The sequence below is a fragment of the Serratia sp. P2ACOL2 genome (assembly GCF_003691565.1).
GTDB lineage: Bacteria > Pseudomonadota > Gammaproteobacteria > Enterobacterales > Enterobacteriaceae > Serratia > Serratia liquefaciens.
The window spans coordinates 4198333-4211180 of record NZ_CP033162.1; the positions used below are offsets into that span (position 1 = coordinate 4198333).

Annotated in this window: 8 protein-coding genes, 2 tRNA genes and 3 rRNA genes; 6 read left to right on the top strand and 7 right to left on the bottom strand. The window is 52.9% G+C overall.

Annotated features, from left to right (window positions below):
* Positions 1-174 precede the first annotated feature (174 nt).
* From rrf to gmhB, 6 genes are all read right to left on the bottom strand, one after another.
* A 5S ribosomal RNA gene (gene rrf / locus EBA31_RS20355) occupies positions 175-290 on the bottom strand.
* A gap of 102 nt (positions 291-392) precedes the next feature.
* Positions 393-3299: ribosomal RNA gene (locus EBA31_RS20360) — 23S ribosomal RNA — on the bottom strand.
* A 205-nt stretch (positions 3300-3504) separates the two neighbouring features.
* Positions 3505-3580 (bottom strand) — tRNA-Ala (locus EBA31_RS20365).
* 37 nt (positions 3581-3617) lie between these two features.
* A tRNA-Ile gene (locus tag EBA31_RS20370) sits at positions 3618-3694 on the bottom strand.
* Positions 3695-3769: 75 nt separating this feature from the next.
* Positions 3770-5312 (bottom strand): 16S ribosomal RNA (locus EBA31_RS20375).
* Together the 16S, 23S and 5S rRNA genes with 2 tRNA genes alongside form the textbook arrangement of a ribosomal RNA operon.
* 422 nt (positions 5313-5734) lie before the next feature.
* Entirely contained in the window at positions 5735-6298 is a 564-nt protein-coding gene (gene gmhB, locus EBA31_RS20380) for a D-glycero-beta-D-manno-heptose 1,7-bisphosphate 7-phosphatase (RefSeq protein WP_020828329.1), read from the bottom strand.
* 187 nt (positions 6299-6485) lie between these two features.
* Between gmhB and metN the strand changes: the two genes are divergently transcribed.
* The 6 genes from metN to proS all read left to right on the top strand — a co-directional run bounded on the left by metN (position 6486) and on the right by proS (position 12113).
* Positions 6486-7517: a methionine ABC transporter ATP-binding protein MetN gene (metN, locus tag EBA31_RS20385; protein WP_020828330.1), complete on the top strand. Its 1032-nt coding sequence runs from the start codon at positions 6486-6488 to the stop codon at positions 7515-7517.
* Positions 7510-8163, top strand: coding sequence for a methionine ABC transporter permease MetI (locus tag EBA31_RS20390; RefSeq protein ID WP_020828331.1), 654 nt, complete (start codon positions 7510-7512; stop codon positions 8161-8163). Before metN ends, EBA31_RS20390 begins: the two co-directional genes overlap by 8 nt.
* A gap of 60 nt (positions 8164-8223) precedes the next feature.
* Positions 8224-9039, top strand: a complete 816-nt coding sequence (locus EBA31_RS20395; RefSeq protein ID WP_020828332.1) for a MetQ/NlpA family lipoprotein — start codon at positions 8224-8226, stop codon at positions 9037-9039.
* Positions 9040-9159: 120 nt separating this feature from the next.
* Positions 9160-9564 (top strand): Rcs stress response system protein RcsF, encoded by a 405-nt coding sequence (rcsF, locus tag EBA31_RS20400; protein WP_020828333.1) that lies wholly within the window; start codon positions 9160-9162, stop codon positions 9562-9564.
* On the top strand, positions 9561-10268 hold the full coding sequence (tsaA, locus tag EBA31_RS20405; RefSeq protein ID WP_020828334.1) for a tRNA (N6-threonylcarbamoyladenosine(37)-N6)-methyltransferase TrmO: 708 nt from the start codon (positions 9561-9563) through the stop codon (positions 10266-10268). The genes rcsF and tsaA overlap by 4 nt, the downstream gene beginning before the upstream one ends.
* Positions 10269-10391: 123 nt before the next feature.
* The gene (gene proS / locus EBA31_RS20410) at positions 10392-12113 is read left to right on the top strand and encodes a proline--tRNA ligase (RefSeq protein WP_122080068.1); all 1722 of its coding nucleotides are present in this window, start codon (positions 10392-10394) and stop codon (positions 12111-12113) included.
* A 51-nt stretch (positions 12114-12164) separates the two neighbouring features.
* Here the strand turns inward: proS and nlpE are convergent, their stop codons facing one another.
* Positions 12165-12848, bottom strand: coding sequence for an envelope stress response activation lipoprotein NlpE (nlpE, locus tag EBA31_RS20415; RefSeq protein WP_041414885.1), 684 nt, complete (start codon positions 12846-12848; stop codon positions 12165-12167).

A 12848-nucleotide genomic window follows, 5' to 3' on the forward strand; every position in this document is an offset into this window, starting at 1 on the left:
CAATTGTTAATATTGAGTTAACAATTAAAACAAATAGCGGGCGAAGAATATAGCGTGATTTTTGTGATGCGCATTGAAGACTGGCGTGAAAATTGGGCGAAATAACAGCAAATATTTATATAGCGGACATAGCAAAAAGGCCATCCTTGCGGATGGCCTCTTGGCTTAATTGATGCCTGGCAGTGTCCTACTCTCGCATGGGGAGACCCCACACTACCATCGGCGCTACGGCGTTTCACTTCTGAGTTCGGCATGGGGTCAGGTGGGACCACCGCGCTATTGCCGCCAGGCAAATTCTGTTTCATTCCAACCGCTACTCCCGTAGCCATTGAAACCAATCTCGGAACTCGCTGAAAATCTCTACAATCTCTCTAAAACACCTTTGGTGTTGTAAGGTTAAGCCTCACGGATCATTAGTACTGGTTAGCTCAATGCATCGCTGCACTTACACACCCAGCCTATCAACGTCTTAGTCTTAAACGTTCCTTCAGGGGCCTTAAAGGCCCAGGGAAGACTCATCTCGAGGCAAGTTTCGCGCTTAGATGCTTTCAGCGCTTATCTTTTCCGCACTTAGCTACCGGGCAGTGCCATTGGCATGACAACCCGAACACCAGTGGTGCGTTCACTCCGGTCCTCTCGTACTAGGAGCAACCCCTCTCAATCTTCCAACGCCCACGGCAGATAGGGACCGAACTGTCTCACGACGTTCTAAACCCAGCTCGCGTACCACTTTAAATGGCGAACAGCCATACCCTTGGGACCTACTTCAGCCCCAGGATGTGATGAGCCGACATCGAGGTGCCAAACACCGCCGTCGATATGAACTCTTGGGCGGTATCAGCCTGTTATCCCCGGAGTACCTTTTATCCGTTGAGCGATGGCCCTTCCATTCAGAACCACCGGATCACTAAGACCTACTTTCGTACCTGCTCGAGCCGTCACTCTCGCAGTCAAGCTAGCTTATGCCTTTGCACTAACCTCACGATGTCCGACCGTGATTAGCTAACCTTCGTGCTCCTCCGTTACTCTTTGGGAGGAGACCGCCCCAGTCAAACTACCCACCAGACACTGTCCTCACCCCGGATCACGGGGCCGAGTTAGAACATCAAACATTAAAGGGTGGTATTTCAAGGTTGGCTCCACGCAGACTGGCGTCCACGCTTCAAAGCCTCCCACCTATCCTACACATCAAGGCTCAATGTTCAGTGTCAAGCTATAGTAAAGGTTCACGGGGTCTTTCCGTCTTGCCGCGGGTACACTGCATCTTCACAGCGAGTTCAATTTCACTGAGTCTCGGGTGGAGACAGCCTGGCCATCATTACGCCATTCGTGCAGGTCGGAACTTACCCGACAAGGAATTTCGCTACCTTAGGACCGTTATAGTTACGGCCGCCGTTTACTGGGGCTTCGATCAAGAGCTTCGCCTTGCGGCTGACCCCATCAATTAACCTTCCAGCACCGGGCAGGCGTCACACCGTATACGTCCACTTTCGTGTTTGCACAGTGCTGTGTTTTTATTAAACAGTTGCAGCCAGCTGGTATCTGCGACTGGCTTCAGCTCCGAGAGCAAGTCTCTTCACCTACGCGCCAGCGTGCCTTCTCCCGAAGTTACGGCACCATTTTGCCTAGTTCCTTCACCCGAGTTCTCTCAAGCGCCTTGGTATTCTCTACCTGACCACCTGTGTCGGTTTGGGGTACGATTCTGTGTTACCTGATGCTTAGAGGCTTTTCCTGGAAGCTTGGCATCAACTACTTCTGCACCGTAGTGCATCGTCATCACGCCTCAGGGTTGATAAGTAACCGGATTTACCAGGTCACTCCCCCTACACGCTTAAACCGGGACAACCGTCGCCCGGCTAGCCTAGCCTTCTCCGTCCCCCTTCGCAGTAACACCGAGTACAGGAATATTAACCTGTTTCCCATCGACTACGCCTTTCGGCCTCGCCTTAGGGGTCGACTCACCCTGCCCCGATTAACGTTGGACAGGAACCCTTGGTCTTCCGGCGAGCGGGCTTTTCACCCGCTTTATCGTTACTTATGTCAGCATTCGCACTTCTGATACCTCCAGCAACCCTCACAGGTCACCTTCAACGGCTTACAGAACGCTCCCCTACCCAACAACGCCTAAGCGTCGCTGCCGCAGCTTCGGTGCATGGTTTAGCCCCGTTACATCTTCCGCGCAGGCCGACTCGACCAGTGAGCTATTACGCTTTCTTTAAATGATGGCTGCTTCTAAGCCAACATCCTGGCTGTCTATGCCTTCCCACATCGTTTCCCACTTAACCATGACTTTGGGACCTTAGCTGGCGGTCTGGGTTGTTTCCCTCTTCACGACGGACGTTAGCACCCGCCGTGTGTCTCCCGTGATAACATTCTTCGGTATTCGGAGTTTGCATCGGTTTGGTAAGCCGGGATGGCCCCCTAGCCGAAACAGTGCTCTACCCCCGAAGATGAGTTCACGAGGCGCTACCTAAATAGCTTTCGGGGAGAACCAGCTATCTCCCGGTTTGATTGGCCTTTCACCCCCAGCCACAAGTCATCCGCTAATTTTTCAACATTAGTCGGTTCGGTCCTCCAGTTAGTGTTACCCAACCTTCAACCTGCCCATGGCTAGATCACCGGGTTTCGGGTCTATACCTTGCAACTATTCGCCCAGTTAAGACTCGGTTTCCCTACGGCTCCCCTATGCGGTTAACCTTGCTACAAAATATAAGTCGCTGACCCATTATACAAAAGGTACGCAGTCACACCACGAAGGTGCTCCCACTGCTTGTACGTACACGGTTTCAGGTTCTATTTCACTCCCCTCGCCGGGGTTCTTTTCGCCTTTCCCTCACGGTACTGGTTCACTATCGGTCAGTCAGGAGTATTTAGCCTTGGAGGATGGTCCCCCCATATTCAGACAGGATGTCACGTGTCCCGCCCTACTCATCGAACTCACAATTAATGCATTTTAGTGTACGGGACTATCACCCTTTACTGTGCGACTTTCCAGACGCTTCCACTAACACAAGAACTGATTCAGGTTCTGGGCTCCTCCCCGTTCGCTCGCCGCTACTGGGGGAATCTCGGTTGATTTCTTTTCCTCGGGGTACTTAGATGTTTCAGTTCCCCCGGTTCGCCTCATACGACTATGTATTCATCGTATGATAGTGCAACGAATTGCACTGGGTTTCCCCATTCGGGTATCGCCGGTTATTACGGTTCATATCACCTTACCGACGCTTATCGCAGATTAGCACGCCCTTCATCGCCTCTGACTGCCTAGGCATCCACCGTGTACGCTTAGTCACTTAACCTCACAACCCGAAGGTGTTTCCACTTTCGTGCTGCTACATTTGAGAGACTCTATGACAGGTTAATCCTTACCCCAATACTTCTACGGAGGGATAAGTTTCAGCTGTCATGTTTCAATTTTCAGCTTGTTCCAGATTGTTAAAGAGCAAAATACTTCGCAGCATACTGTTGCCAGTACACTCTGAAGTATTGAAATACAGGACTATATGGTGGAGCTAAGCGGGATCGAACCGCTGACCTCCTGCGTGCAAGGCAGGCGCTCTCCCAGCTGAGCTATAGCCCCATACAGTCACGTGCAGTACCTTTTCCACTTCGAGAAGTGGTAGGCCTGAGTGGACTTGAACCACCGACCTCACCCTTATCAGGGGTGCGCTCTAACCACCTGAGCTACAAGCCTATAAAGGTATTTCTGCTCGTTACTTTTTCATCAGACAATCTGTGTGAGCACTTCACGCGAATCAATATCATTAGGTAAGGAGGTGATCCAACCGCAGGTTCCCCTACGGTTACCTTGTTACGACTTCACCCCAGTCATGAATCACAAAGTGGTAAGCGCCCTCCCGAAGGTTAAGCTACCTACTTCTTTTGCAACCCACTCCCATGGTGTGACGGGCGGTGTGTACAAGGCCCGGGAACGTATTCACCGTAGCATTCTGATCTACGATTACTAGCGATTCCGACTTCACGGAGTCGAGTTGCAGACTCCGATCCGGACTACGACGTACTTTATGAGGTCCGCTTGCTCTCGCGAGTTCGCTTCTCTTTGTATACGCCATTGTAGCACGTGTGTAGCCCTACTCGTAAGGGCCATGATGACTTGACGTCATCCCCACCTTCCTCCGGTTTATCACCGGCAGTCTCCTTTGAGTTCCCACCATTACGTGCTGGCAACAAAGGATAAGGGTTGCGCTCGTTGCGGGACTTAACCCAACATTTCACAACACGAGCTGACGACAGCCATGCAGCACCTGTCTCAGAGTTCCCGAAGGCACTAAGCTATCTCTAGCGAATTCTCTGGATGTCAAGAGTAGGTAAGGTTCTTCGCGTTGCATCGAATTAAACCACATGCTCCACCGCTTGTGCGGGCCCCCGTCAATTCATTTGAGTTTTAACCTTGCGGCCGTACTCCCCAGGCGGTCGACTTAACGCGTTAGCTCCGGAAGCCACGCCTCAAGGGCACAACCTCCAAGTCGACATCGTTTACAGCGTGGACTACCAGGGTATCTAATCCTGTTTGCTCCCCACGCTTTCGCACCTGAGCGTCAGTCTTTGTCCAGGGGGCCGCCTTCGCCACCGGTATTCCTCCAGATCTCTACGCATTTCACCGCTACACCTGGAATTCTACCCCCCTCTACAAGACTCTAGCTTGCCAGTTTCAAATGCAGTTCCCACGTTAAGCGCGGGGATTTCACATCTGACTTAACAAACCGCCTGCGTGCGCTTTACGCCCAGTAATTCCGATTAACGCTTGCACCCTCCGTATTACCGCGGCTGCTGGCACGGAGTTAGCCGGTGCTTCTTCTGCGAGTAACGTCAATGCAATGTGCTATTAACACACTACCCTTCCTCCTCGCTGAAAGTGCTTTACAACCCGAAGGCCTTCTTCACACACGCGGCATGGCTGCATCAGGCTTGCGCCCATTGTGCAATATTCCCCACTGCTGCCTCCCGTAGGAGTCTGGACCGTGTCTCAGTTCCAGTGTGGCTGGTCATCCTCTCAGACCAGCTAGGGATCGTCGCCTAGGTGAGCCATTACCCCACCTACTAGCTAATCCCATCTGGGCACATCTGATGGCATGAGGCCCGAAGGTCCCCCACTTTGGTCCGTAGACATTATGCGGTATTAGCTACCGTTTCCAGTAGTTATCCCCCTCCATCAGGCAGTTTCCCAGACATTACTCACCCGTCCGCCGCTCGTCACCCAGAGAGCAAGCTCTCCTGTGCTACCGCTCGACTTGCATGTGTTAGGCCTGCCGCCAGCGTTCAATCTGAGCCATGATCAAACTCTTCAATTAAAAGCTTGATTTGCTTCAACTCGTGAAGCGATGCTCGAAAATTAACTTTCGTAATATTCATCAGTTAAACACGTCAACTAAATGAATTATTGCTTGGTCACTCTTCAAGACTTGATATTTTTTTGAACCCTAAGGTTCTGGATATCGTCTTGTGGAGTGCCCACACAGATTGTCTGATAAATTGTTAAAGAGCAGTGAGTTAGCCGCCGTAGCTTGCTATCTCGAGGTGGCGTATAATACGCTTTCCTCTTTCATAGTCAACCCCTAAATTTCAGGATTTTTTCTCTTCGAACCCCGGAGACTCTGTGAAGTTGTTCACATGTTCCGTGTCGATGGAGGCGCATTATAGGGAGCCGGTTCAGAATGACAAGGATTAATATTCACTTTTTATCTGACAGCTCACTATTCATGCATAACGTCTATTAAACCCGCTTTTTGATGGCTTCTGGCAGGTCTGCTAGGCTATTTAGCACCCAATCCGCCAGTTTCTCACCTTGTTCAGTGACCGGCTTACCGGTGCGCACCAGAACTTTAGTACCGACACCTGCCGCTATTGCCGCCTGCATATCTTCCGGTTTGTCACCCACCATATAAGAAGCGGCCATATCAATGTTCAATTCTTGCTGCGCTTGCAACAGCATGCCCGGCTCAGGTTTACGGCAGTCGCATGTCTGACGGTACTCTTCTATTACAGCTTCAGGATGATGCGGACAGAAATAGATACCGTCCAGGTCAACATCGCGATCGGCCAGCGACCAATCCATCCACTCCGTCAGGTACATAAATTGGTCTTCGCTGAACTTGCCACGCGCAATGCCAGACTGGTTGGTCACCAATACTAAAGCAAAGCCCATCTTTTTAAGTTCGCGACAGGCGTCGATCACGCCTTCTATAAAGTGGAAATTATCGATTTCATGGACGTAGCCATGGTCGACATTAATCGTGCCGTCACGATCGAGGAAAATTGCTGGAACGCTTTGTGTCACCGGTTTGCTCCTGAGGGCCTGAAAACCCGGACAGTATCGCATGTTTTACCCGGTACTGAGAACGGCAGAGAACAGCGTTGATCGTTGACTTAGACGTCTAGACGCCTTAACATCTGATTTATACCTTGGTCCACGCCAAGGTTTACTTTTATCTAGCCACGGGCAACCACGCTAAAATAAGAAGAATATGATTAAACTTTCTAACATCACCAAAGTGTTCCAGCAGGGTTCGCGCACCATTAGCGCGCTCTCTGACGTGACTCTTCACGTCCCTGCCGGGCAAATTTATGGCGTTATCGGTGCATCAGGCGCCGGTAAAAGTACGCTGATCCGCTGCGCCAACATGCTTGAGCGCCCGACTTCCGGCCAGGTGTTGGTTGACGGACAGGATCTGACCTCGCTGTCTGAAAGCGAACTGACACGCGCACGCCGCCAAATCGGCATGATCTTCCAACACTTCAACCTGCTTTCTTCCCGCACGGTATTTGGCAACGTTGCGCTGCCGCTGGAGCTGGACAACACCCCACGGGCTGAAATCAAAAAGCGCGTGACCGAATTGCTGGAACTGGTCGGGTTGTCGGACAAACACGACGCCTACCCGGCCAATCTGTCCGGCGGCCAGAAGCAACGCGTGGCGATTGCCCGTGCGCTGGCAAGCCAACCGAAAGTCCTGCTGTGTGACGAAGCCACCAGCGCATTGGATCCAGCCACTACCCGTTCCATTCTGGAACTGCTGAAAGACATTAATCGTCGTCTCGGCCTGACCATCCTGTTGATCACCCATGAGATGGACGTGGTGAAACGCATCTGCGATCAGGTCGCGGTCATCAGCCAGGGTCAGTTGATTGAAAAAGACAGCGTCAGCGAAGTGTTCTCTCACCCGAAAACGCCGCTGGCCCAACAGTTCATTCAATCCACGCTGCATCTGGATATCCCCGATGATTATGCCAAGCGTCTGGCTCCGGAACGCAGCGGTGGCCGTCAGCCGCTGTTGCGTTTGGAATTCACCGGCCAGTCCGTAGATGCGCCGCTGCTGTCAGAAGCCGCTCGCCGTTTCAACGTCAACAACAATATCATCAGCGCCCAGATGGATTACGCCGGCGGCGTTAAATTCGGCGTGATGCTGGCAGAGCTGCACGGCAGCGATGAAGATGCGCTGGCAACGATTAAGTTCCTACAGGAAAATCAGGTAAAAGTAGAGGTTCTGGGTTATGTCTGAGGCAATGATTTGGCTAATGGCGCGCGGCGTGTGGGAAACCGTCATGATGACCTTTGTCTCCGGCTTCTTCGGTTTCGTACTTGGCTTGCCGGTTGGCGTGCTGTTGTATGTGACTCGCCCGGGGCAAATCGCCGCCAACAATACGCTATACAGGACGCTGTCCGGGTTAGTGAACGTGTTCCGTTCCATTCCGTTCATTATCCTGCTGGTGTGGATGATTCCCTTTACGCGGATGATCGTCGGTACCTCTATCGGCCTGCAGGCGGCTATCGTGCCGCTGACGGTCGGCGCAGCGCCCTTTATCGCCCGTATGGTAGAAAACGCCCTGCTGGAGATCCCTTCTGGCCTGGTGGAAGCTGCCCGCGCAATGGGCGCGACCCCGATGCAAATCATCAAAAAGGTACTGCTGCCGGAAGCCCTACCGGGCCTGGTCAACGCTGCCACCATTACCTTGATCACGTTGGTGGGTTATTCCGCCATGGGCGGTGCGGTAGGTGCCGGCGGGCTGGGGCAGATCGGTTATCAGTACGGTTATATAGGTTATAACGCCACAGTAATGAATACCGTATTAGTATTACTGGTAGTGCTGGTCTATCTGATTCAGTTCTGCGGTGATCGGATCGTCAAAGCCGTCACCCATAAATAGTTTTTACAGCAACTGCGCTCACACAGCGTATTTCAAATGCGAGTCTAATGAGGAAGGGATATGTCGTTAAAATTTAAATCCATCGCGGCAATCGGCGCACTGATCGGTACTCTGGCTCTGGCAGGCTGCGGTCAGGAAGAAAAAGATCCGAACCATATCAAAATCGGCGTCATTGTCGGTGCTGAGCAGCAGGTTGCTGAAATCGCGCAAAAAGTGGCGAAAGAAAAATACGGTCTGGACGTCGAACTGGTGACCTTCAACGACTACGTGCTGCCGAACGAAGCACTGAGTAAAGGCGACATCGATTTGAACGCCTTCCAGCACAAACCGTATCTGGATCAGCAGATCAAAGATCGCGGCTATAAGTTGGTACCGGTCGGCAACACCTTCGTTTACCCGATTGCCGGTTACTCCAAGAAGATCAAATCTCTGGACGAACTGAAAGACGGTTCTCAGGTTGCGCTGCCAAACGACCCAACCAATCTGGGCCGCTCCCTGCTGCTGCTGCAGAAGGTTAACCTGATCAAACTGAAAGACGGTGTTGGCCTGCTGCCAACCGTGCTGGACGTGACTGAAAACCCGAAAAACCTGAAGCTGGTCGAGCTGGAAGCGCCGCAACTGCCACGCTCGCTGGACGATCAGCAAATCGCGCTGGCGGTGATCAACACCACTTACGCCAGCCAGATTGGCCTGACACCGGCAAAAGACGGCCTGTTTGTTGAAGATAAAGATTCACCTTACGTGAACCTGCTGGTTGCCCGCGAAGACAATAAAGACGCGGAAAACGTGAAGAAATTCGTTCAGGCCTATCAGTCTGACGAAGTGAACGAAGCAGCCAACAAAATCTTTAACGGTGGTGCAGTTAAAGGCTGGTAATCATTAATTACCGAATTTATTCCTATAATTGCAAGACGGGCTCCGGCCCGTCTTGTTATTTCCACCATAGATTGCTTCAATAGCGCCACTCACATATTCCATCAAGGCAGAGGAATCTCAATGCGTGCTTTACCTCTCTGTTTGTTAGCGCTCGCGCTTGCAGGGTGTTCGTCGCAGCGTTTCGCGCCACCTTCAACAAGCAGCACCAGCAAACCGGTCTCGACCACACCCGCAAAAACCACGCCAGCAGCACGTCCGGCACCGGTAAAACTGTACAAAAGTGCAGAAGAATTAGTAGGTAAGCCATTCCGCGATCTGGGTGAAGTCTCCGGCGAATCTTGCCAGACGACAGTACAGGATTCCCCACCCAATCTGGCCACCGCCCGTAAGCGTATGCAAATTCGCGCGTCCTACATGAAGGCCAATGCCGTGCTGCTGCATGACTGCCAGATTGTCAGCGGCGTTGCCGGCTGTTACCAACAGGCCATTTGCCAGGGCTCTGCGCTTAACGTTTCGTCCAAATGACCGAGTTTGTTTTCAATCAGATCGGCACTATTCGTTCACCGTATAAAGAAAAATTCGCCGTACCCCGCCAGCCGGGGTTAGTCGAAGACGGTGGCGGCGAACTGGTGCTGCTGCCTCCTTATAACCAGCCGGAAGCAATACGCGGCCTTAGCGACTTCAGCCATCTTTGGGTAATGTTCATTTTCCATCAAACCCTGGAAGGTGGCTGGCGGCCAACCGTTCGCCCTCCTCGTCTGGGCGGTAATGCCCGGATGGGCGTCTTCGCAACCCGCTCGACCTTTCGCCCCAACCCGCTCGGCATGTCGCTGATCGAATTAAAAGGCGTGCGCATTCAAGGCGCTGAGGTAGTACTGGAATTAGGCAGCCTGGATCTGGTTGACGGCACGCCGGTGGTAGATATCAAACCTTACCTGCCGTTTGCCGAAAGCCAGCCGCAGGCACGCGCCGGATTTGCCCAAGCCGCACCAGCCGGCGATATGCCGGTGAGCTTTACTGCCGAGGCGGAACAGCAGTTGCTGCAACATCAGCAGCGTTATCCGCAGCTACGTCGGTTTATCACTCAGGTGCTGGCTCAGGATCCGCGTCCGGCTTACCGCAAGGGGCAACAGGCGGAACGGGATTATGCCGTCTGGCTGCTGGATTTCAACGTGCGCTGGCGGGTGGTGGATCAGCAAACCGAGGTGTTGTCACTCGACCTGCGTTAAAATTCCACCGTCTCTCTTTTGACAACCTGCTCGCACTGGTAAACTAAATCACTTTCGAAAATTTTGGCTGCCCTACTACTGGCAGCCGGTTGCAATTTGCAGTTCTAACGGAACCAAAACACCATGCGTACTAGCCAATATCTGCTCTCCACTCTGAAGGAGACACCTGCCGATGCCGAAGTGATCAGCCACCAGCTGATGCTGCGCGCCGGGATGATTCGCAAGCTTGCCTCCGGTCTTTATACCTGGTTGCCTACCGGCCTGCGCGTTCTGAAAAAGGTTGAAAACATCGTTCGCGAAGAAATGAACAATGCTAACGCGATCGAGGTTTGCATGCCGGTAGTACAGCCTGCCGATCTGTGGCAGGAAAGCGGCCGTTGGGAGCAGTACGGTCCTGAACTGCTGCGCTTTGTCGATCGCGGCGATCGCCCATTCGTACTGGGTCCAACGCACGAAGAAGTGATCACCGATCTGATCCGCAACGAGATCAGCTCTTACAAGCAACTTCCGCTGAACTTCTTCCAGATTCAGACTAAGTTCCGCGATGAAGTCCGCCCTCGTTTCGGCGTGATGCGTTCGCGTGAATTCCTGATGAAGGACGCGTACTCGTTCCACACCTCGCAGGAATCTCTGCAGGCGACTTACGATGCGATGTACGAAGCCTACAGCAAAATCTTCAGCCGCATGGGCCTGGACTTCCGTGCGGTGGATGCCGATACCGGCTCTATCGGCGGTAGCGCCTCACACGAGTTCCAGGTGCTGGCCGATAGCGGTGAAGACGATATCGTGTTTTCCACCGGTTCCGACTTTGCTGCCAATATCGAACTGGCAGAAGCGGTTGCCCCGGCTCAGCCACGTGCGGCAGCCAGCGAAGAACTGCGCATTGTAGATACGCCGAATGCCAAGACCATCGCCGAGCTGGTAGAACAATTCCAACTGCCTATCGAGAAAACGGTCAAAACGCTGCTGGTTCGCGCTAAAGAGGAAAGCGGCCACAAGCTGGTTGCTCTGCTGGTGCGTGGCGATCACGAACTGAATGAAGTGAAAGCCGAGAAGCTGCCACAGGTTGCCGTTCCGCTGACCTTCGCCACCGAAGAAGAGATCCGCGCCATCGTCGGCGCAGGCCCTGGTTCACTCGGCCCGGTCAATCTGCAGCTTCCGGTCGTAGCCGACCGCAGCGTCGCGGCGATGAGCGATTTTGGCGCCGGTGCCAACATTGACGGTAAGCATTACTTCGGCATCAACTGGGAGCGTGATTTGCCGCTGCCACAGCAGGTTGCCGATATCCGTAACGTGGTCGATGGCGATACCAGCCCGGACGGTAAAGGGACATTGCTGATCAAACGCGGTATCGAAGTGGGCCATATCTTCCAGCTCGGCACCAAGTACTCTGAAGCAATGAAGGCGACGGTTCAGGGCGAAGACGGCCGTAATCAGGTCCTGACCATGGGCTGCTACGGTATTGGGGTCACTCGCGTGGTGGCTGCAGCTATCGAACAGAATCATGACGATCGCGGCATCATCTGGCCAGATGCTATCGCCCCGTTCCAGGTCGCCATTCTGCCAATGAATATGCACAAGTCCTTCCGCGTGCAGGCGCTGGCGGAAGAGCTGTACAATACCCTGCGTTCCCATGGCATCGACGTGATCCTCGATGACCGTAAAGAACGTCCAGGCGTGATGTTCGCGGATATGGAACTGATTGGCGTGCCGCACTCTATCGTTATCGGCGACCGTAACCTCGACAGCGAAGAGATTGAGTACAAAAACCGCCGTGTCGGCGAGAAGCAAATGATCAAAACCGGCGAAATCGTTGATTTCCTGCTGGGGCAGATCAAACGCTGATCCGCAGAGACAGAAAGCAAAAACCCGCCTAGGCGGGTTTTTTTATGGTCGTTATTTGCTGTCGCAATTTTTGCTGCGGTCGAAAACGAGTTTACCGTCCGGCACCAGCGCCTTTTCAGTCTGCCCTTCTTCCATTGACGGCTGAACACTGAAGTGGCCATTCAACGTCAGGAAGACCGGTTCACCCGGCGTTTTATAGGCTTTGGCATACCCTTGTTCCAACGCAATGGTATTGTCTACCGGGAACGTCTTGCCCGTGGCGCAGTCTTTAAACACCGCCGCATCCGCCATGTAGGTGTAGCTGCCTTTCAGCGCCATCGGCGTTTTAGGCAAGGCTTTCTCTACCGGATCCAGACGATAATTCAATTTGGACTCGATAATCGCACCGCTTTGATCCAGCATTTCCAGGCTCTTGCCGGCGGGCCGGAAATAGCGTTTGTCGCCACGGCTGTCCGTCAGCACCAGCTTATCGGCGGTTCGTGCCCACTTACCGTAGTCAGCGAAAGTCTGGTCGCCGTCTTTGGTATCACGATAGGTTTCCTGCAGCACGAAAGTGCCGTCTTCATCCAGGAACAGCGAAGTATCCAGGCCGCCGCAGTCTGCACAAGGCAACACGCCCTGATAACTTTGCTGCATTGCCTGAAGAGGCTGTTCCTTTGGCTGATACTGATTATTACATCCCAATAATGAGAGTGCCCCTGCCGCTAAAAACAGGGCTATTGTTATTTTCTTCAC

What these genes read in the sequence shown, in the direction of transcription:
- metN (WP_020828330.1), top strand. Translation starts at nt 6,486, where the DNA reads ATGATTAAACTTTCTAACATCACCAAAGTGTTCCAGCAGGGTTCGCGC.
- EBA31_RS20390 (WP_020828331.1), top strand. Translation starts at nt 7,510, where the DNA reads ATGTCTGAGGCAATGATTTGGCTAATGGCGCGCGGCGTGTGGGAAACC.
- EBA31_RS20395 (WP_020828332.1), top strand. Translation starts at nt 8,224, where the DNA reads ATGTCGTTAAAATTTAAATCCATCGCGGCAATCGGCGCACTGATCGGT.
- rcsF (WP_020828333.1), top strand. Translation starts at nt 9,160, where the DNA reads ATGCGTGCTTTACCTCTCTGTTTGTTAGCGCTCGCGCTTGCAGGGTGT.
- tsaA (WP_020828334.1), top strand. Translation starts at nt 9,561, where the DNA reads ATGACCGAGTTTGTTTTCAATCAGATCGGCACTATTCGTTCACCGTAT.
- proS (WP_122080068.1), top strand. Translation starts at nt 10,392, where the DNA reads ATGCGTACTAGCCAATATCTGCTCTCCACTCTGAAGGAGACACCTGCC.